Origin of the sequence: Paenibacillus camerounensis (assembly GCF_000723885.1) — a bacterium.
Classification (GTDB): domain Bacteria; phylum Bacillota; class Bacilli; order Paenibacillales; family Paenibacillaceae; genus Paenibacillus_AQ; species Paenibacillus_AQ camerounensis.
In genome coordinates this window covers 64262-85272 of record NZ_CCDG010000039.1, presented here as the reverse complement: position 1 = coordinate 85272, position 21011 = coordinate 64262, and the positions used below count along the sequence as shown (strand labels likewise).

Here is a 21011-nt window from a genome sequence, read left to right as displayed (position 1 = left end):
TCGATGATAATATATAGGCACTACTTTGCTGCTTTACAGTATCAAATGATCAGCCGGTGACAAGGAGTAACCATCTTTTTGGCGCCGAATGGGCAAGAATGCCGCTTTAAGCTATTAACCGGCGGCCAATCAGAGAAACTCGGAGGATGACTAGGAATGGGTAAAGCAACCGGATTTTTGGAATATCAGCGGCAGACGGCCGCAGAATGCGGGCCTTTGGAACGGATCAAGAACTGGGATGAATTTCTGCTGCCGATGGATGAGGATAAGCTGAAGGAGCAGGGGGCTCGCTGCATGGACTGCGGAACGCCGTTCTGCCATGTAGGACGCCTGCTGTCAGGTATGGCCTCCGGCTGTCCGCTGCATAATCTGATCCCTGAATGGAATGACCTGGTATACCGCGGCAACTGGCAGGTTGCACTGAAGCGGCTGCATAAAACGAATAACTTTCCTGAATTTACGGGACGCGTCTGTCCTTCCCCGTGCGAAGGTGCCTGCACTGTGGGAATGAACGGAAGCCCGGTAACCATCAAGACGATTGAACGCTCGATCGTGGACCGCGGCTTTGCCGAGGGCTGGATCGTGCCTGAACCGCCGCTCGTCCGGACCGGGAGGAGAGTGGCGGTTGTCGGCTCCGGTCCGGCGGGCCTCGCCTGTGCCGCCCAGCTCAACAAAGCAGGACACACAGTAACCGTCTATGAGCGTGCTGACCGCATCGGCGGACTGCTGACCTACGGTATACCGAATATGAAGCTGGACAAGAAAACGGTTCAGCGCCGGGTGGATCTGCTGGCTGCTGAAGGAATAACATTTGTGACCCGTACAGAGATTGGTAAGGACATGGCTGCTTCACAGCTGCAGGAAGACAATGATGCAGTTGTACTGTGCGGCGGCTCGACGCAGGCGCGTGACCTGCCGATTGAAGGCCGTGAACTGCGCGGCATTCATCAGGCAATGGAATTCCTGACGCTGAACACGAAGAGCCTGCTGGATTCCGGCCTGGCTGACGGGGAATATCTGTCCGCAGCAGGCAAGGATGTTGTGGTTATCGGCGGCGGTGATACAGGGACTGACTGTGTGGCGACTTCAATCCGCCACGGCTGCCGCAGCGTAATCCAGCTGGAGATTATGCCGCAGTCTCCGCTGACCCGCCAGGCAGGCAATCCTTGGCCGGAATGGCCTAAGGTACTGAAGGTCGATTACGGCCAGCACGAGGCTGCAGCCCTGTATAAGGAAGATCCGCGCCGCTATCTTGTCTCATCTAAGCGGTTCGTCGGTGATGACGGCGGACATGTGCAGGAGCTGCACACCGTACGTATCGAGTGGGTCCGTAATGAGCAGGGGCGGATGGTGCCGCAGGAAGTGCCGGGCAGTGAAGAAGTACTCAAGACACAGCTTGTACTGCTCGCACTGGGCTTCACCGGACCGGAAGATACGCTGTTCAATGAGCTCGGAGTTGAACGGGATGAGCGCTCCAATGCCAAGGCGGAGTTTGGTGTACAGGCAACGAATATTGAAGGCGTGTTTACGGCCGGGGACATGCGCCGCGGGCAGAGTCTGGTGGTCTGGGCGATTCAGGAAGGCCGGCAGACAGCACGTGAGGTTGACCGTTATTTGATGGGCGCCTCTGACCTGCCCAAGTAAATTGAATAATAATTTAAGTGCAGGACGCCGGCGGCGTCCTGTTTTGCATGCTTCTGCCGGGAGCGATAAGATAATAAGGATAAGGAATGAATGGAAAGGGAGTCTGTATAATGAAATTAATGTTTATCTCTGATATCCACGGATCGCTGTATTGGCTGGAGCAGGCTCTGGCCAAGGCTGAAGAGGAGCAACCGCATACGCTTGTTATTCTGGGGGATTTCCTGTATCACGGTCCCCGAAATCCGCTGCCGGAGGGGTATGATCCGCAAGGGGTTGCCGCCCGGCTGAATGCTTATGGTAAATCACTGGCTGCTGTGCGCGGCAACTGTGATGCTGAGGTGGACCAGATGCTGCTGCAGTTCCCGATGATGGGTGACTATGTGCTGATCCTGCATGAAGGCCGTACAATCTATGCCACCCACGGCCACGGCTTTAGCATAGAGCAGCTGCCGCCGCTCGCTCCGGGGGATGTTTTTATCCAGGGGCACACGCATCTTCCGGTAGCCGCTGTTAAAGAAGGGATATTCGTGCTGAATCCGGGCTCTATCTCGTTGCCCAAAGAGAATAACCCGCATTCCTACGGAATTTTGGCTGACGGGGTATTTACGATTAAAGATTTTGGCGGAAAGACCGTGAAGCACATTCAACTGTAATAACGTCCGCTGCAGGGCTGCTGAGAAAGCCCGGCTGTGCATGCCGGATATAGAAAGAGGGGCCGCACATTGGCACGGCCCCTCTTTATGTTCATTGCAGATCATTCATAGCCATTCAGCCGAAGGCCGGATGACGAATGGAATGAACTGCATTAAGTGTGATTATCCTCCCCAGCCATGCGTAAGCGGCTGATATATGACTTCAATAAATTTGCTGGTGGAGACCAATACAATTGCCAAGCTAGTTAGTGATATCAATAAGGCCATCTTTTTTTTCATTGATTCTGTACACCTCGCTAATTGATTTTGTATACTTCTGAATATGCTCCGGCAAGGCGGACGGCCGGTATTTTTCGAAGATTCCGACGCATCTGACGATGTTGGAGTCACTTTTTATAATAACAGATGATTCCAAACCTTCTAATAGGTAATGGAAGCCAGCAGCAAAACTATTATGTCTTAAATAATACAACGCCAGCTCCGTCATAAACCTTGTATGCCTGTCACCGGTCAATTGCTGCGTGAACTTTCCCAGGCGGCTTTGCTGTTCCCGGTAGGTCATATGACTTCTGAACCGCTCCAGAATGTCATCAATATCGAATTCATAACGGTTGGCAGCCTGAATGATTTTGTACAAGGCTGAAGGGATTTCATTCTCCTTGTTCTCAATATAGCTGATGTATTCAGGCAGCACCTCCACCTCTCCGGACATCAGCCGGTATAAAAAGGTATTAGCATGGGCCCATTCCTGGAACTGATCGACAACCCGCTGCTCTTCCTGGCTCAAAGGGGACCTCATCCAGCTTACATCACTGTATACGGAGGTGTAATACAAAGCCTTCTGATAATCACCGCGCTCATCGCAGACTCCGGCTTTGGATAAATAGGCATACAATATATAGTAAATAAGCGGCCGGCCCGGCTGCTTCTGCCTGGATTCCTTTTTGAGATGCTTATATTGCAGAGAAGCCTTCTGTCCAAGCAGCTCAGCCAGCTCATTGACCTTATCCCAGCGGTGCAGGGACGCAAACACATCAGCCAAATGCTTGAGCGCATCAAGCTGGTCGGCTTCGTCCAGACGCTCCACATAAGGCTCAAATTGATTGGCAGCATGCAGATTCTCGTCCTGGCTATCACCCAGCCCGATCATGAACAGCCGGTACCGGCAAAGCGCCAGACGTTCGGAATGCTGGAACCGTTCACCCTCGGCGACACTTTCGTACATGAGGGCGGCAGCGGCTGAACGGCCCTGGGCATACAGCTCTTCTGCCGCATCGAACAGCATGGGAGCATAGATCAGCTTATCCATGATATGCTGGACTACGCGGTGGATTGCCCCCAGCTTATCCAGCTCTGCACAGCGCTGAAGCAGCGGACCGATCCGCCGCCAGTCCGGCGCACCGTTAATAATATAATTATCAACATAAAGGTCATAAAAATGTCCTTCGGGCAAATCCATAGCCAAGGTAATCCGGTCCAGCTGCTGCATGGCAATCGGGCGGTGGCCTTGAATAACATTGCTGAGTGTGCCGGAATTCATCCCGGAACGCGCGGCAAATTTTGATATGGTTAAAGCTTCACGCTTCATATAATCTTCAAGTTCTGTTAGGATCGTGGATGCAGCTTCCAATAGATGACCACCTTTCACGCTGTAGGACCGGTAAATCAATAAGTAAATATACATCTTCCAGTATTATGCAAAATGTAACATTGGTCAATATTAGAATTAATACGGATATGTGAAATCATACAGATTTCTGCCAATTGAGCGTGTCCTTATATTATTGTATGATGTATAAGGAGCTTTTTTGCATGTTCAGGCTGCTCCAAATTTAACTGACAGAGGTATCTAACGAATGTATCCAAAAGATTTGAACTATACAATGCCGGCCGAATGGGAGCTGCATGAGCGGACCTTTATCTCCTGGCCGGTGCAGGCATCCATGGTATTCCCGGATAACTACACATCCGTAAGCGAAGGCTATGCTGAAATTATAAAGGCTATAGCCGAGTTTGAGCCAGTTACAGTAATTGTAAACCCTGAAGAGCTGAAAGCGGTAGAGGCTCTGGGGCTTGGAGACAATGTTACACTTCTTCCCGTCCGCCATAATGATGCCTGGCTGCGTGATAACGGTCCGACCTTTGTTGCTGCTGAAGAAGGCAAGCTCGCCGGTGTGAACTGGAAGTTTAACGCCTGGGGCGGCAAATATATGCCTTGGGATCTTGATGATGAGGTAGCGCCGCAGATTCTGGAGTCCCTGCAGATTGAGCGCTTTGATGCTCCGCTTGTTATGGAGGGCGGCTCCATTCATACTGACGGCGAGGGGACGCTGATTACCACCGAGGAATGCCTGCTGAACACGAACCGTAACCCGGAGCTGAGCCGGGAGGAGATCGAGGAGCAGGTGCGGCGGTTTACCGGTACAGATTCTATTATCTGGCTGACACGCGGCCTCAGCGGGGATGAAACGGACGGCCATGTCGATAATATTGCCTGCTTTGCAGCGCCGGGCAAGGTCATTATCCAGGTCTGTGATGATCCGCAGGATGAGAATTATGAGATTACTCAGGAGAATCTGCGCATTCTGGAGAATGCAGTGGACGCCAAGGGGCGGAAGCTGGAGATTATCCGGGTTCAGCAGCCTCCGCGTGTGGACTATGAAGACAGCCGGCTGACGCTCAGCTATCTGAATTTCTACTTTGTAAACGGCGGCATCATTCTGCCGGTATTCGGCGGCACAGCTACAGAGACGGACAAGCTTGCCGAGCAGCAGCTTGCTGCCCTTTTCCCTGAACGCAGAATCCGTACGGTGAATGGTATGGCTGTAATCGGTGAAGGCGGCAATGTGCACTGCACCACGCAGCAGATGCCTGCACGGAAATAACTGAATTTGCAAGGAGGACTGAAACGTGAGAAAAGTAAAAGTAGCCGCAACGCAAATGAGCTGTTCCGGTGACATTGATGAGAATATCCGCAACGCTGAGGTTCTGGTAAGAGAAGCGGCAGCACAGGGAGCGCAGATTATTCTGCTGCAGGAGCTGTTCGAAACCCCGTATTTCTGCCAGAAGGAGAAGTCGGATTATTATGCTTACGCCACTGAGCTTGAGCAGAACAAGGCAGTGAACCATTTCAAGGCTGTTGCCAAAGAGCTGCAGGTAGTGCTGCCGATTAGCTTTTATGAGAAAAAGAATTATGCGCGCTACAACTCGCTGGCGGTGATTGATGCCGACGGTACAGTGCTGGGCAAATACCGCAAGAGCCATATTCCGGACGGGCCGGGTTATGAAGAGAAGTTTTATTTCAACCCCGGTGACACAGGCTTCAAGGTCTGGAATACCCGCTATGCCAAAATCGGCGTAGGTGTCTGCTGGGACCAGTGGTATCCGGAAGCGGCCCGCGTAATGAGCCTGATGGGTGCAGAAATCCTGTTCTACCCGACTGCCATCGGTTCTGAGCCGCAGGACGGCTCGATTGACTCGAAGGATCACTGGCAGACCTGCATGCTGGGACATGCGGCAGCTAACCTGATTCCCGTTGTAGCCTCCAACCGTATCGGTGAGGAGAAAGATGAGGAATCCAGCATTAACTTCTATGGCTCCTCATTCATCGCAGGCCCGCAGGGCAACAAGATTGTGGAAGCCGGACGCGATGAGCAGGCAGTGCTGGTTAGTGAATTTGATCTGGACGCGCTGGAAGTCGGCCGGATTGAGTGGGGCATTTTCCGTGACCGCCGTCCTGAGCTCTACCGGCTGATCGCTTCTTACGACGGGGAGATCACTTTTTAATAGTACAAAACTGCAAGGCTATGAGGCTGTCTCTCCGGAGGCAGCCTTTTTTGTATGCCTGGATAATAATGAGATAAGAAAACGGGATATTAATAGGAAGAGAATTATTTTAGCGGCAGTAAATGTTACAAATTTTCGATAACATGTCATGTAACCTAACGCAAAAGGGAAAAGTTAATTGTCACCACTGCTTTAATCTGATAAAATCTCTTTAAGTATTTTTACAAAAAAGTAGGGGGATTGGATTATGGGGATCGGAAAAAAGTGGGCGATGTCAGCTTTAACTGCATGCTTTATGTTAACGATGGCGGGCTGCGGCTCAAATAACGATGCGGGCGGTAATGCGGCTTCGGGAGAAAGCATCAAAATTGCCACGGATGCAAGCTATGCGCCAATGGAGTACATGGATACGGATACGGTCAAAGGATTTGATATTGATTTCATCAAAGCGGTAATGGAAGAAGCGGGAGTGAAATATACCATTACCAATACGGGCTGGGATACCATGCTGACAAGCGTGCAGCAGGGGACGGAATATCAGGCCGGCGTGTCCTCGGTGTCCATCACAGACGAACGCAAGGAAACATATGACTACTCCATTCCTTATTTTGAATCCACCAATATGATCATGGTTAAGGAAGGCAGTGACATCAAGAGTGCGCTTGATCTGAAGGATAAGGTTGTTGCCGTACAGGGTGCGACGACTGCTGATACTCTGATGAGTGATATTATGGGGGTCGACAACACGAATCTTAAGCGCTTTGACAGCAACGCGGTGGCTCTGATGGAGCTGAATGCCGGCGGTGCGGATGCGGTAGTAGCGGATATTGCAATTGTGAATGAATATATCAAGAATAATCCGAAGGAGAAGCTGGTAGGCATCCTGGATAAGGAGAATTTCGGTTCGGAGTATTACGGTGTCCTCTATCCTAAGGGCAGCGAATGGAAGGCCAAGCTGGACCCGGCAATCAAGACTGTCATCGAGAACGGCAAATATGCCGAGATCTACAAGGAATGGTTCGGTGAGGAGCCGGATACAGCTGGACTGCTGAGTGCGGAATAAGAACCTCCGGTAAACATCAAAGCATGCGTAATGATTGCTATTGCGCATGCTTCTTTTTTTGAAAAAGACAATATAGAGAAGAAAGAAGCAGAAGAGAAGGGAAGAGTTCTATGGATTTCAGATTTGACCTCATTGTTCATTATCTACCGGTTTTTTTAAGAGGAACACTGTTTACGATCGGGGTATCCATTGTTTCCATCCTGATCGGCTCTGTTCTGGGGCTTGGCATCGGATTCGGTAAAATGGCGCCAAAGGCCATCTACCGCTGGCCGTTTCATTTGTACATCAACTTTTTCCGGGGAACGCCGCTGTATGTGCAGATTCTGATTGTGCATTTCGGGCTGATTCCGGCTTTTTACGGGACAACCAATGTCCTGATGACCTCGTTTATTGCGCTGTCGCTGAATTCCGCCGCTTATTCCGCAGAGATTTTCCGGGCAGGCATCCAGTCGATCGATCCCGGACAGCGTGAGGCCGCCTTGTCACTGGGCATGAGCAAATGGCAGGCGATGCGGTTTATTATTCTGCCGCAGGCAATCAAGCGTATGGTTCCGGCCTTCGGGAATGAGTTTATCGTCCTGGTTAAGGATTCCTCCTTGCTGGCACTTGTGGCGGCACCTGAGATTATGTTCTGGAGTAATACGATGAAAGGCCAGTATCTGCGGATATGGGAGCCTTATCTGACTGCTGCACTTATCTACTTCGTCCTTACCTATTCCCTCAGCAAGCTGCTCAATTATATTGAACGGAAGGTGTAACCTAAGTATGGAGCCGATTATCAATGTACGCCATTTAAACAAATTTTTTGGGAATCATCAGGTGCTGACAGATATTAACGTTGATATTCACAGCCAGGAGGTTGTGGTCGTTATCGGACCGTCCGGTTCGGGAAAATCGACCTTTCTGCGCTGCCTCAATCTGCTGGAGCAGCCGCAAAGCGGCGAGATTATCATTGAAGGCACTTCCTTGATGGACAAAAACACAAGGATTAACGATATCCGTACTGAAGTGGGCATGGTATTTCAGCAGTTTAATCTGTTCCCGCACAAAACCGTAATCGAGAATATTATGCTGGCCCCGGTGCAGGTCCGTAAATGGCCTGCGGATAAGGCGCGGCAAAAGGCGCTGGAGCTGCTGCAGAAGGTCGGGCTGAGCGACAAGGCTGAGGTGCACCCGTCTTCGCTGTCCGGCGGACAGTCACAGCGCGTAGCGATCGCCCGGGCGCTGGCGATGGAACCGAAAATTATGCTGTTTGATGAGCCGACCTCGGCGCTGGATCCGGAGATGGTCGGTGAGGTGCTGGCGGTCATGAAGGATCTGGCGCGTGAGGGAATGACGATGGTGGTGGTTACGCACGAAATGGGCTTTGCCCGTGAAGTTGGAGACCGGGTGCTGTTCATGGAGCAGGGGGTAATCGTGGAGGAAGGCAAGCCTGAGCAGTTGTTCGGAAGCCCGTCCCATGAACGAACCCGCGAATTTCTCTCTAAGGTACTGTAAAAACATGGAAAACTAGAATATTGCAAATCAATCAGTTATATTAGAGTGGTAGGCTGAATGCCGATGAATACAGCAAATATCTGTCGAAATGACGGGGAGGAGGCGCTCTGCTATCTTTATGTTTATCATAATTTAAATGATAGAAGGAGAATACAATGAGCACTTTCAAAAATTGGCTGAACACCACCAAAAATGGACTGACTGAACAGGTTAAGAAATTTAAAAATAAAGATTTCATGAATGCGGTAGTTGCAGGCTGTGCCCTGGTAGCTGCTGCTGACGGTAAGATCGAGGAAGCCGAGAAGAACAAGATGGCCGGCTATATGAACCTCAGCAACGAGCTTAAGGTATTTGACATGAGAGAGGTCATCGCTCAATTCAATTTTTATGTCAGTAATTTTGATTTCTCTCCGGAGATCGGGAAGCAGGAAGCGCTGAAGGCTATTGGCAAGTTCAGCGGCAAGCCGGATGTCGGCCGTGTTATTGTCGGTGTGTGCTCCGCAATTGGTGCGGCTGACGGTGACTTTGACGAGCATGAGAAGGCTATTGTCCGCCATATCTGCGGTGTGCTGGGACTTAACCCGGGTGAATTCAGTCTTTAAGCGAAACGAAACGGGATGTAGCCCGTATCACTGATAGAACATCCTCATGCTAGACTAGCAGGCTGTAATTTTTATTGGGAACGGAGGTATTTTAAGTTGGCTGGAATTAATCTCGTAAAAGGACAGAAGATTGATCTGACTAAAGGAAATGCCGGACTGACTAATGTTGTTGTAGGTCTCGGCTGGGACCCGGCTGAGCCTGCCCGCGGCTTCTTCGGAGTGAAGAAACAGGCCAATGTGGACTGTGACGCTTCTGCCATCCTGCTCAGCGAGGGCGGCAAGCTGCTGAACAAGACGAACCTGGTATGCTTCCACAACAAACAAAACCCCAATAATTCGGTTGTTCATTCAGGAGATAACCTGACCGGTGACGGCGACGGGGATGACGAGCAGATCAAGGTTAATCTGAAGGCGATTCCTGCGGATGTTAACAGGGTGCTCGTTGTGGTTAATATCTATGATGCGGTCAACCGCAAACAGGATTTTGGAATGATCAAATCGGCGTATATCCGCATTATCAACGGAGCCGGGGGCAGCGAGCTGGTACGGTTCAACCTGACGGACAATTACACAGGCTTTACGGCGCTTATCTGCGGGGAGCTCTACCGTCACGGCGACGAATGGAAATTCGCGGCGATCGGTGAAGGAGCCCATGCAGCACATATTAACCAATTGGCTGAACGCTATATTTAAACAATTAATGAATGAAAGCTAATCAATCCTAATAGAAGAGAGGGTATTTATAATGGCAATTAACTTATCCAAAGGGCAAAAGATTGATCTGACCAAAACGAATCCGGGCTTGTCCAAGATTAAAGTGGGCCTTGGCTGGGATACCAACAAATATGACGGCGGCAAGGATTTTGACCTTGACGTTTCCGTATTCCTGACCAATGCAAACGGTAAAGTGGATAAAGATACCAACTTCATCTTCTTTAACAATAAGCAGAATGAGAACGGCTCTGTTGTTCATATGGGCGATAACCGCACCGGTGAAGGTGACGGTGATGATGAAGTCATTGAGATTGACCTGAAGAGCATCCCGGCTGATGTGGAGAAGGTAGCCTTTACGATTACGATCTATGAGGCTGAACAGAGAAGCCAGAACTTTGGACAGGTATCCCGCTCTTACGTGCGGATTGTGAACGAGATTAGCAACGAAGAGCTGATCCGTTTTGACCTTGGAGAAGATTTCTCCGTTGAGACCGGAGTTGTCGTAGGCGAACTGTACCGTAATGCCGGCGAATGGAAATTCAGCGCTATCGGCAGCGGCTATAAGGACGGCCTGGCCGGGCTTACCCGCGACTACGGTCTGCAATAAAATCAGGAAAGAGGGTTTAGCCAGTGACAATCAGTCTTTCCAAAGGACAACGGATTGATCTTACCAAGACCAATCCGGGTCTGACGAAGGTGGTAGTAGGGCTGGGCTGGGATACGAACAGGTACAGCGGCGGCAAGGATTTTGACCTGGATGCTTCTGCATTCCTGCTGCATGAAGACGGTAAGGCCAAGGGTGAGGATGATTTTGTATTCTACAATAATCCAAGCGGCGGTACGGGCTCCGTAACGCATACCGGCGATAACCGGACTGGTGCAGGTGACGGTGATGACGAGCAGATCCTGGTTGAATTCAGCAAGGTTCCCGCTAATATTCAGCGTCTCGGCATTACAGTTACCATCTACGATGCTGAGAGCCGCGCCCAGAATTTCGGGCAGGTCTCCAATGCATTTGTGCGGGTAGTTGATGCTGTAAGTGAACGGGAAATTCTGCGGTTTGATCTCGGCGAGGACTTCTCGACAGAGACGGCTGTTGTATTCTGTGAATTTTACCGCCATGGTGCGGACTGGAAGTTCCAGGCGGTAGGCAGCGGCTTCACCGGCGGACTCAGCGCGCTGTGCCGTAATTACGGTCTGGATGCGCAATAACAGCTTTTTTCGCTTCAAAGGCGGGATCCTTAGTGATCCTGCCCTTTTTAAATAATATACCGTTAGAGTTTATAAGTTTACGGGTTGTTTAAACTTACAGCTATTCGTTCAAAGGTGGCTTAGGCATATGGGCATAGAAGCAGTGAAGGGTCAGAAGGTAGATCTGACGCGCGGGAATCCGGGAATTCAATCGCTTATTGTTGAAATCGGCTGGCACGCTCCGGCTGATATGGAAATTGATGCTTCAGCGTTTCTGCTGGGAGCACAGGCTAAGGTTAGCGGTGACGATGATCTGATCTTTTATAACAATCCGGTTACACCGTTCATCCGCTACAAGGATATGACGGCAGGCGGATCAGGGGGCCTGAAGCACTTCGAAATTGAACTGGGCAAGGTCCCCTCTGATACCATGAGGATCGCATTTGCCGTTACATTGTATAACGGTGAGAGCCGCAGGCAGACCTTTGGCCAGATGAGCAATGCTCATTGCCGGATTCTGAACCGGGCGACCGGAGAGGAACTTATGCGATGTAATCTTGGAAATCATTTCTCTGTGGAAACGGCCGTTGTAGTAGGAGAATTATATAGATACAACTCGGACTGGAAGTTTAGCGCGATTGTAGCCGGCTTTGAAGGCGGACTCAAGGCGTTATGCGGCAATTACGGCATTGAGGTGGAGGATGAGCCTGCCCCTCCCAGAACAGAGCCGCCGCCGCGCCCGGCACCTGTGCCGTCTCCTGTCCCTGTAACGCCGCCGCCCTCTCCTCCGCTTAATCTCAATCTGAGGAAGATTGAGCTGAAGAAGAAGGGGGACTCCATCAATCTGAAGAAATCAGCTTCCGGTCTCGGAGAAGTGCTGATTAATCTGAACTGGAACCAGAGGCAGGGCGGCGGCCTGTTCAGCCGCAAAGGCGGTGTAGATCTTGATCTCGCCTGCCTGTATGAATTAAAAGACGGCAGAAAAGGTGTTGTTCAGGCACTCGGTAAGGCATTCGGCAGCCTTCAGCAGCCGCCCTTTATTGTGCTTGATGGCGACGACCGGACAGGCTCGGTGAAGTCAGGCGAGAATCTGCGGATTAACGGCAGTAAGGTGGCCGAAATCAGCAGGGTGCTGATCTTTTCTTTTATCTATCAGGGAGTTACCCAGTGGTCTGATGCAGATGGTATCGTTACGATCCATCAGGGCGACGGGCCTGATATCATCGTGAATCTGGATGAACATAACAACCGCAAGGGAATGTGTGCAATTGCGCTTATACAGAATGTCGGCGATGAAACGTTCAGTATCGAGCGGCAGGTGCAATATTTCAGCGGTCATAAAGAGATGGATCAGGCTTATGGATGGGGCTTGCGCTGGGTAGCAGGCAGTAAATAATGAATATATTTTGCGGAGGCGCATTATGAATGGGTTGGCTAAGTGAGTTTTTTAGAAGCATCAGTGATAATTATGGACACTTCTTTTCCTGGAGCGATATAGCGGCGACCTTGTCTGATCCGGTCAGCTGGGGCATTATCGGCAGTCTGGTTCTGCTGGAGGGGCTGCTCTCTGCCGATAACGCGCTGGTGCTGGCGGTTATGGTCCGGCATTTGCCGAAAGAGCAGCAGAAAAAGGCACTCTTTTACGGGATTCTGGGCGCTTATATATTCAGATTTCTGGCCATCGGACTAGGGACCTATCTGATTGAATTTACGCTTGTGAAAGTTCTGGGAGCCCTGTATCTCTTTTACATCGCATATAAAGGATTATTTAAGGGCAGCGGAGAAGAAGGACATAAAGAAACTAAAGGCGCCTCCTTTTGGAAGACGGTTCTCCTTGTTGAATTAATGGATATTGCTTTCAGTATCGACAGCGTCATTGCAGCCTTTGGTCTGAGCAGTGAAGTATGGGTGCTGTTCCTGGGCGGTATTCTCGGTGTGCTGATGATGCGCGGAGTAGCGCAGGTATTCCTCAAGCTGATTGCGAAATTCCCCGAGCTGGAGCAGGCGGCATTCCTGCTGATTGCTATTATTGCCGGCAAGATGCTTGCCGGAGCCTTCGGATATGAGCTGCCGCATGCGGTGTTCTTCACCGTTCTGATTGCGGTCTTCGTCGGGACCATGCTGTACAGCTCCGCGAAGAAAAAGAAGGAGATAGACAGACAGGCTTAATATTAAGAGCTTTAAGGTGGTGGGGCCTTCACAAGTAGTGGTGCCGGCCCCGTTGTCCGGGTAATCGTATATGTAGTAGCATGGCCTTTGCTTGTATTTGAGTAAGCCGGCAGCCGTCCCCGACAGGACGGCTTAAGCGGTTCTGCAGCTCTCTATAAGGAGAGGCTATTCTATTTTTTATGCATGTTTTGCACAACTATTAGGGGGAGCGGCCTTTGAAATACTTCGATTACCTGACTAAAGAACAAGAAGCGTCATTATTCTATTCTCCGCCTGTTGCGTTTAATCAATATACCCCCAAGGAGCTGCTTGCCTATGCCGTCGGCGCAGCGCTATATATGCCGGCAACCCGTACCAGTGTGGCGGAAGATATCCTGAAGCTGAGGGCATCAGGGCTGGTCACAGTAATTATTGATCTGGAGGATGCTATAGGTGACGGCGAGGTCTGCTTTGCCGAGGAGTCGGTGGTCCGGCATTTGTCCTTTTTGTCTGCTTATGCCGATAATGAGCCTGACCCTGTGAACAGTATTCCGCTGATCTTTATCCGTGTGCGGAATCCCGAGCAGCTGCAGCAGCTGATCTTTAGGCTGGGGCCGCTTATTAAGCTGCTTACCGGCTTTGTTTTTCCTAAATTTACGGCTGAGAACGGGGCCGATTTCTTTGAAGCTATAGCTGATTACAACAGCTCGCGCAGTTATGATGCGCCTGTGCTGTACGGCATGCCGATTCTGGAGAGCGCCCCGATTATTTACCGCGAGAGCCGGCTGGACAGCCTGATGGCAATCCGTGATCTGCTTGGTGATTACCGTGATTATGTACTGAACGTCAGAATCGGGGCGACTGACTTCTCCAGTCTGTTCGGATTGCGCCGCAGCCCGGATATCAGTATCTATGAGCTTGCTCCGGTCCGTGATTGCATCTCTGAGATTCTTAATGTATTTGGCAGGGTGGAGGAGGGTTATGTCATCTCCGGACCGGTATGGGAGTATTTCGGCAACAGTGCACGCCGCAGTCTCCGTCCGCAGCTGAACCCGGTGGCTTTTGATGAATCCTTCGGCAGACAGCCGCGGGAGGTAAGCCGCTACTCCGGTGCTGCTGACGGCCTGATCCGTGAGGTGAAGCTGGACAAAGAGAACGGGATTGTAGGCAAAACCATTATTCATCCTTCCCAGCTTAGACCGGTGCAGGCTGTATATTCGGTTATGCACGAGGAGTATATCGACGCTTTGGGCATTATCGGAAGCAACGACGGCAGCCGCGGTGTGTTTAAAAGTGAATATTTTAACAAAATGAATGAAATTAAGCCGCATTTGAACTGGGCGAAGCGCATTATACAACGATCTCTAGTATACGGGGTGTTACATGAAGAACAGCATTTTGCCTACTTACTGCCCGAAAACGAATATTCACACGTTTAACATTGTCGACAATCTGCAGGTTACAGTAACCGAGACATCCAACCCCTTTCAGATGCCGGCCGAATCCTTATTCTCTATGGCAGCCCGGATTAATAAGAAACGGTCCTTTCTTTTTGTCAGCAAGGTGCTTGGCAAGCACATTCCGGTTAATCCCTATACTCCGCTGCTTAGCGGGGCTGCACTTGGCCTGCTGCTGTACCGGGGAATGGACACAGAGGATGCCGGCTCCGGGATGGACAAGCTGCTGGATCAGGCGGTGCATGGCCTGATTCATCCGCAGCATGCTGAAGAGGCTTACCGCGAACTGCTGGCCGCACGGCTCACGCTTGCGCGCCCAGCCGTTTTTATCGGCTTCGCCGAAACGGCTACCGCCCTGGGCCATAGTATGTACAACCTTTTTGCCGGCGGAGCGTCTTATATTCATACCACCCGTGAGGAGATTCCTGAACTTACCTCCGTCATCAGCTTTGAAGAAGAGCATTCCCATGCGGTGGATCATCTCTGCTATGCGCTTCATCCCGAGATGCTGTCCGGCAATGAGCCGGTTATTCTGGTAGATGACGAGATTACAACCGGAAACACGGCTATTAATATTATCCGTGATATTCAGGGCAAATTCCCGCGCAGGGAATATGTTGTGGCTTCACTGCTGGATTGGCGAAGCGCGGCTAACATTCAGGCTTACCGTGATCTGGAGCAGGAGCTGGGAATTGAGATCAGCGCAATATCACTGCTGCAGGGGACGATTCAGGTGGATGGAACGCCGCGCTTAGAGGCGGAAGCCGGCCAAGGGCGTGCGGACTTCACCGGAGTGCCTGTTGTGACTACTTATCTAAGAGACGGGCTGGAGCGGCTGAAGGTCAGCTCTGCCGATTCCTGCGGTGAGATCAACCCGTCTCCATATCTGAAGCTGAGCGGGCGTTTTGGCCTTGAATCGGCTGACAACCGGATAATTGACCAGGAGGTTAGTCAGGTGGCGGCCCGGCTTATGGCGCTGCGTGAAGGGCGGCGTACTCTGGTTATGGGTGTCGGTGAATTCATGTACCTGCCGATGAGAATTGCTGCAGAGATGGGTGAAGATGTGTTCTACCAGTCGTCTACCCGCAGCCCGATTCATCCGCAGCACAGGCCCGATTACGGGGTGCGCAGTGCGGCAGGTTATCCGTCAGCCGGTGATCCGTCGATTACGAACTACATCTATAATGTTGAGCACGCCCAGTATGACGATATTTTTGTACTGCTTGAGCGTGATGTGCCGGCTGAGCGGATTAAGCCGATGACAGATGTTCTGAAAGGGCTGGCCGGCAATAAAGTGCATCTTATTGTATTGGGTCCCGGACAGGAATCGGAGGAGGCTGCAGATGAAGGGGACAGATAAGCAGAATGCTGTGCTGGAGCCTGAAATAGCCCCGCCGGTTCCCCTGGGCAGCTATCCCCCGTCTGATGTTACTTTTCTGCTGAAGGATCTCAGCAGTGAGGCGCTTGAGCTGGGAACAGCGGAGCGGGAGAAGGCGATTCAGTCCGGAGTAAGCTATTCGGAGATGCTGCCGGTGGAGTATCAGCCTACAGAGCAGTACATCGGGCTGTTCCGGGAGACGCTGCAGGAATCCGCAGCGAAGGTGGCGCTGGCTGTGGCCGTCGTCTCGGAGCGGATTGTCGCCCGGCGGGGAACGGAGGGGACGGTGCTCGTCTCTCTGGCCCGGGCCGGTACACCGGTTGGCGTGCTGATCAGGCGCTACATCGCTGAAACGTACGGGGCAGAGCTGCCGCACTACAGTGTCTCCATTATCCGCGGCAAAGGCCTTGATATGAATGCTATCCGCTATATTCTGCAGCAGCACGGTACTGATGCCAACCTGCAATTTGTGGACGGCTGGACAGGCAAAGGGGCCATTACGCGGGTACTGAAGGATTCGTGCATAGCGTTCTATAACAGATACGGGATACGGCTCAGCGATGATCTTGCTGTACTGGCTGATCCCGGCCACTGCTCAGGAACCTTCGGGACAAGAGAGGATTACCTGATTCCAAGCGCCTGCCTGAATTCAACGGTATCCGGCCTGCTGAGCCGGACGGTGCAGCGGAGCGACCTGACCGGCCCGGAGGATTTCCATGGCGCGAAGTTCTATAAGGAATGGCTGGAGTATGACTACTCCAATGTGTTTATCGATGCTGTTACTCCTTATTTCTCGTCTGTGAGAGAAAGTGCGGCTGCAGTTGCCGGAGAGATGGAGGCCTCTCCTCCGGAGGTTTCCTGGAGGGGGATGAGTGATATCAGGACCCTGCAGGAGCATTTCGGAATAGATAACATCAATTTGATTAAGCCGGGTGTAGGTGAGACTACCCGGGTGCTGCTGCGCAGAGTACCCTGGAAAATTATTGTCGATACTAAAGACAATCCGAATCTGCGCCATATTCTTCTATTGGCGGAAGAACGTAATGTTCCGGTGGAGGAATATCCGGGGCTGGCCTATTCCTGCTGCGGGATCATCAAGCCGCTGAAAGGAGGAGAGTCCGAATGATCTATGCCAGTGATCTGGACCGGACACTGATCTATTCCCTGGGTGCATTAAGTGTCCCGGAGGATACTCCCGGGCTTGTGCCTGCGGAGATTATTGATGGGGTTACAAGATCCTATATTTCGGGGCGGGCGCTTCAGCTGCTGCAGGAGCTTACGGAAGATATTATCTTTATGCCTGTGACTACCCGCACCATTGCGGAATACAAACGGATTAACCTGTTCCAGGAGACCTTGATTCCGGATTATGCCGTTACAAGCAACGGCGGCAATATTCTGGTTAACGGAGTAGCCGATCAGGAGTGGCGCAGCCATATCGGGAGTCTGGTGCTGCAGCGTTCAGCTGAGGCGGAAGAGGTCAGGCAGATTGTCCGGTCCGTTGTCCGCCCGGAGTGGATTATCAGTGAACGTTACTGTGATGAGCTGTTCTACACGTATATGGTGTACCGCGATCTTTTGCCGCTGGATGAGATTAATCATATGTCTGAGCGTCTATACGGGTTAGGCTGGAGAGTGTCGCTGCAGGGCCGCAAGCTGTATGTGGTCCCGGAAGCGGTCAACAAGAGTGATGCCATTATCCATGTGCGGCGTACGGTCCGTTCCGAGCCGATGGTGGCCTCCGGCGATTCGCTGCTGGACAAAAGCCTGCTGGAGAGTGCCGATTATGCTATCGCCCCCTGCCATGGAGAAATATTTGCCGAGCAGCAGGTGACTCAAGTAAAATTAAAATATCCTTTTACAGAGTGCAGGGGCGTCTTCGCCGGGGATGAAATCATGTTATATGTGCAGAGGATTTATCATAATCTAACGACATTGGGAGTTGGGCCGCAATGAAAAAGGTAAATATTTACTTCAACCGCTGGTTTTCCGTGGCTTATCATTATATGAATCTCATCCGCAACAACGAAGACGGCGTACCTGTGCAGATTTTTGCCACACATCCCGATATTAAGCATATGTCGCTCCAGGGCGCTGATGTTGCAGGCACGGAGCCTGCGGTCACAGGCATAGAGTATGTGCAGTTCTGTGTGGACTTCTGCCGGCGTAATGAGATTGATATCTTTATTCCCCGGCTGCATATGATGGACATCGCCCTGCATGCGGCGCAGTTTGATGCAATCGGCACGAAGGTGCTGGTATGCCGTGATCTGGACCTGCTGGAAATGATGCTGGACAAGGGCAAGTTCTATGAGAAGGTCAAGGAAACAGGGATTATGGAAATTCCGGAATATCATGTTGCCAGCAATGCGGAGCAGTTCAAGGCTGCCTATGAGGCTCTCGCTGCCAAAGGCCTGCAGGTCTGCTTCAAACCGACGGAGACGGAGGGGGGGCTGGGCTTCCGGATTATCAACAACAGCCGCAGTCCGCTGCAGGAGCTGTTCGGCTATGTGACCCAGCATATTTCCTTTGACGATGCTTACCGCATTCTGTCCAGTACGGATTCCTTCCCTGACCTCATGGTGATGGAACTGCTCGAAGGCTATGAATACAGTATTGATTGTCTGGCTGATGAGAACGGCAGGCTGCTGGCCGCTGTGCCCCGGCGCAAGGATACCGGACGCCTGCGGGTAATGGAGCATATACCGGAGCTGGAGCAGATTGCCCGCCGAGTGGCTGAGACGTTCAAGATTCCGTTCAACTATAACATTCAGATGAAGTATAGCGGTGCCGTGCCCAAGCTGCTGGAGATTAACCCCCGGATGTCGGGCGGGCTGCATGTCTCCTGTCTGTCCGGCATCAACTTCCCGTACCTGGCTGTCAAAAGCGCACTCGGCGGCAAGGTTGAGCCTGTCCAGTTCGGTGAAGATGTCCTTGCAAGCCATATTGAGCAGCCGATGATTATGAAAATCTTCGCTGAATCCACCATTCCTGATGCTGTGAATTAGGCGAAATGCAGCAAGCCTGCAAGAGGTGAAATAATGAACACAAAGTCTAAAGTGTTACTGTATGCTGCTGCCGGCTATGTGGTCGCAGTGCTGACCAGCAGCTTTCTGCCGGAGCTGATCTCCTTGCTGCTGCCGGTAGCCGGCGCCGGAGCCGGCGTGCTCGGCGGCAAGCGCACACGGGTCAATCTGCCTGCGGAGGTGCTTCCGGCCAGCCAGGCTCCGGCCCCGTCAGCCCCGGCACCCGCTGCGGAGCCGGCCCGAACTTCAGCCGGCGGCGCTATGCCTGCCGGAGCTGCATTTGCCGGAGCAGCCGCTCCGGACAAACCGCCCGCTGAGCCTGCTGTTCTAGGAGAATTTGCAGCGGTAGTTGAGTATCTTGTCATTCTGGAGGACATGATTATTTCAGAGGGCCAGAAGGATACACTGGACAATGAGATTGTCGAGAAATCATTGGCGCTTTTTGCCAGACTCCAGCGGGTGCTTCCGCTGCTGCAGGAGCTCGGTAACGGCGAAATTAATCATACCGTCCGCAGACTGGTAATGAAGGATCTGAACGGAGTTATTAATCCGTTCCTGCGGCTTGGCGGCGAAGCCAAAACGAAAAACCGGAGAATGCTGCTGAACGGTCTGCGGGATGTTGATTCCAAAATATCGGACATCGCCTCAACGATCGAACACAAAGACCTGATGGAACTTCAGACCAAGGCGGAACTGATTCATCAACGGTACAGCAGTTCCGAATTATAGGAGGGAAACCCATGTCCACGCAGTTAATTCAGCTCAAGAAGGAAGATGAGCAAAAGGTAGTCGAAGAAGCCTCGCAGTTAATCGAACAGGTAGCCAAGACAGATACCGTAGCCCTTGACACCCTGATGGATGACATCGGCAAGCTTGGGGTTAAGACACAGGAGAAGGCCGGGCAGACACTGAAGCTGCTGGACCGTCCGGTTAATGACCTTATGTCAGGCAAGCGTGTGGAAGTGCCGAATATGATTATGAAGCTGCGCAACGAGTGTGAGACGCTGCAGCAGAGCAAGAACGTCAGCTTTTTCGGTAAAATGCTCCGTAAAAGCCCGCTGAAGAACTATGTCTACAAATATCAGTCTGTACGCACCAACATTGACGCCATCGTTACCGGTCTGCGTGACGGCCGGGATACGCTGGAGGAGAGCATCGTCAACATGCGCCAGCTGAAGCGCACCTCGATGGAGGAAATCTACAATCTGCAGACCAAGATCGCCTTCGGCAACAGGCTGAAGGAGCTGTTTGAGGTTGAGATTGCCAAGCCGGAGAATGAATTCCGCAAGGCATATCTGGAACGCGGGCTGCGCAAGGTAATGGTCCGTATCCAGTCTATGACCGAGATGATTCTGCTCTACAATCAGGCGATTGCCGCTACAGATATCATTAATGACAACAACGATAAGCTGATTGATTCGGTTAACAATGCCATTGATAAAACCTCGAATCTGATTACCGTGTCGGCAATGATTGCGATGTCCCTGGCTGACCAGGAGAATGTCATTTCTGCGGTTGAAGCAACGAACAAGACAATTGAAGACCAGTTCAAGGAGAACGCGCGGCTTCTGCGCACAACGACCGAGAAGACGACAGAGCTGTTGTCCAAGCCCTCCATGTCGCTTGAAGCTGTTAATCAGGCGATCGGCGATCTGCTGAGCGCACTGGATACCTCCGAGCAGTCTAACCGCCGGATAATCGAAAGCTGCCAGGATTACACGTCCAAGATGACAACGATTAACACGCAGCTTAACAACCGTCTTGGCCTCAATGAAGCCTCACAGCCGCAGGCACTGAAGCAGGCGGCGAATGAGAGCGGGCTTAGCAGCTTTTTGAATTGAATTTTATAGAA

21 protein-coding genes are annotated in these 21011 nt (G+C 51.6%); 20 read left to right on the top strand and 1 reads right to left on the bottom strand.

Annotated elements, in window-relative coordinates:
- Positions 1-156 precede the first annotated feature (156 nt).
- Both BN3772_RS14915 and yfcE read left to right on the top strand, forming a co-directional pair.
- The gene (locus tag BN3772_RS14915; RefSeq protein ID WP_042200380.1) at positions 157-1644 is read left to right on the top strand and encodes a glutamate synthase subunit beta; all 1488 of its coding nucleotides are present in this window, start codon (positions 157-159) and stop codon (positions 1642-1644) included.
- Positions 1645-1754: 110 nt separating this feature from the next.
- Positions 1755-2297, top strand: a complete 543-nt coding sequence (yfcE, locus tag BN3772_RS14910) for a phosphodiesterase (RefSeq protein WP_042200378.1) — start codon at positions 1755-1757, stop codon at positions 2295-2297.
- A gap of 241 nt (positions 2298-2538) precedes the next feature.
- Here the strand turns inward: yfcE and BN3772_RS14905 are convergent, their stop codons facing one another.
- Positions 2539-3927, bottom strand: coding sequence for a helix-turn-helix domain-containing protein (locus BN3772_RS14905; protein ID WP_042200376.1), 1389 nt, complete (start codon positions 3925-3927; stop codon positions 2539-2541).
- A gap of 226 nt (positions 3928-4153) precedes the next feature.
- Here BN3772_RS14905 and BN3772_RS14900 point away from each other — a divergent pair, with 226 nt between their 5' ends.
- The 18 genes from BN3772_RS14900 (at position 4154) to BN3772_RS14815 (ending at position 21000) form a co-directional block, all read left to right on the top strand.
- Positions 4154-5182, top strand: a complete 1029-nt coding sequence (locus BN3772_RS14900; RefSeq protein WP_042200374.1) for an agmatine deiminase family protein — start codon at positions 4154-4156, stop codon at positions 5180-5182.
- Between the two features lie 25 nt (positions 5183-5207).
- Positions 5208-6083: an N-carbamoylputrescine amidase gene (gene aguB, locus BN3772_RS14895; RefSeq protein WP_042200372.1), complete on the top strand. Its 876-nt coding sequence runs from the start codon at positions 5208-5210 to the stop codon at positions 6081-6083.
- Between the two features lie 247 nt (positions 6084-6330).
- A complete protein-coding gene (locus BN3772_RS14890) occupies positions 6331-7146 on the top strand; it encodes a transporter substrate-binding domain-containing protein (RefSeq protein ID WP_042200371.1) in 816 nt (271 codons plus the stop codon).
- Between the two features lie 110 nt (positions 7147-7256).
- Positions 7257-7904 (top strand): amino acid ABC transporter permease, encoded by a 648-nt coding sequence (locus BN3772_RS14885; protein ID WP_042200369.1) that lies wholly within the window; start codon positions 7257-7259, stop codon positions 7902-7904.
- 16 nt (positions 7905-7920) lie between these two features.
- Positions 7921-8643, top strand: coding sequence for an amino acid ABC transporter ATP-binding protein (locus BN3772_RS14880; protein WP_042200474.1), 723 nt, complete (start codon positions 7921-7923; stop codon positions 8641-8643).
- Between the two features lie 155 nt (positions 8644-8798).
- Complete coding sequence (locus tag BN3772_RS14875; protein ID WP_042200367.1) at positions 8799-9245, top strand: tellurite resistance TerB family protein; 447 nt, start codon at positions 8799-8801, stop codon at positions 9243-9245.
- 96 nt (positions 9246-9341) lie between these two features.
- Entirely contained in the window at positions 9342-9938 is a 597-nt protein-coding gene (locus BN3772_RS14870; RefSeq protein ID WP_042200366.1) for a TerD family protein, read from the top strand.
- A 52-nt stretch (positions 9939-9990) separates the two neighbouring features.
- Positions 9991-10566 carry a TerD family protein gene (locus BN3772_RS14865; protein ID WP_042200364.1) on the top strand — a complete coding sequence of 192 codons (576 nt, stop codon included), beginning with the start codon at positions 9991-9993 and terminating at the stop codon, positions 10564-10566.
- A gap of 23 nt (positions 10567-10589) precedes the next feature.
- Positions 10590-11171: a TerD family protein gene (locus BN3772_RS14860; RefSeq protein ID WP_042200363.1), complete on the top strand. Its 582-nt coding sequence runs from the start codon at positions 10590-10592 to the stop codon at positions 11169-11171.
- A 127-nt stretch (positions 11172-11298) separates the two neighbouring features.
- The gene (locus tag BN3772_RS14855) at positions 11299-12546 is read left to right on the top strand and encodes a TerD family protein (protein WP_042200362.1); all 1248 of its coding nucleotides are present in this window, start codon (positions 11299-11301) and stop codon (positions 12544-12546) included.
- Positions 12547-12575: 29 nt separating this feature from the next.
- Positions 12576-13319, top strand: coding sequence for a TerC family protein (locus tag BN3772_RS14850; protein ID WP_042200360.1), 744 nt, complete (start codon positions 12576-12578; stop codon positions 13317-13319).
- 215 nt (positions 13320-13534) lie between these two features.
- Positions 13535-14737 (top strand): HpcH/HpaI aldolase/citrate lyase family protein, encoded by a 1203-nt coding sequence (locus tag BN3772_RS14845; protein ID WP_042200358.1) that lies wholly within the window; start codon positions 13535-13537, stop codon positions 14735-14737.
- Between the two features lie 76 nt (positions 14738-14813).
- A complete protein-coding gene (locus BN3772_RS14840; protein WP_042200473.1) occupies positions 14814-16115 on the top strand; it encodes a phosphoribosyltransferase family protein in 1302 nt (433 codons plus the stop codon).
- Positions 16099-17259 (top strand): cysteine protease StiP family protein, encoded by a 1161-nt coding sequence (locus BN3772_RS14835; RefSeq protein ID WP_042200357.1) that lies wholly within the window; start codon positions 16099-16101, stop codon positions 17257-17259. The genes BN3772_RS14840 and BN3772_RS14835 overlap by 17 nt, the downstream gene beginning before the upstream one ends.
- Positions 17256-18089 (top strand): HAD family hydrolase, encoded by an 834-nt coding sequence (locus BN3772_RS14830; RefSeq protein ID WP_042200355.1) that lies wholly within the window; start codon positions 17256-17258, stop codon positions 18087-18089. The genes BN3772_RS14835 and BN3772_RS14830 overlap by 4 nt, the downstream gene beginning before the upstream one ends.
- A complete protein-coding gene (locus tag BN3772_RS14825; RefSeq protein ID WP_042200353.1) occupies positions 18086-19141 on the top strand; it encodes an ATP-grasp domain-containing protein in 1056 nt (351 codons plus the stop codon). The genes BN3772_RS14830 and BN3772_RS14825 overlap by 4 nt, the downstream gene beginning before the upstream one ends.
- 33 nt (positions 19142-19174) lie before the next feature.
- Positions 19175-19888 carry a hypothetical protein gene (locus tag BN3772_RS14820; protein WP_042200351.1) on the top strand — a complete coding sequence of 238 codons (714 nt, stop codon included), beginning with the start codon at positions 19175-19177 and terminating at the stop codon, positions 19886-19888.
- Positions 19889-19899: 11 nt separating this feature from the next.
- Positions 19900-21000 (top strand): toxic anion resistance protein, encoded by a 1101-nt coding sequence (locus tag BN3772_RS14815; protein ID WP_042200349.1) that lies wholly within the window; start codon positions 19900-19902, stop codon positions 20998-21000.
- Positions 21001-21011: the final 11 nt, after the last annotated feature.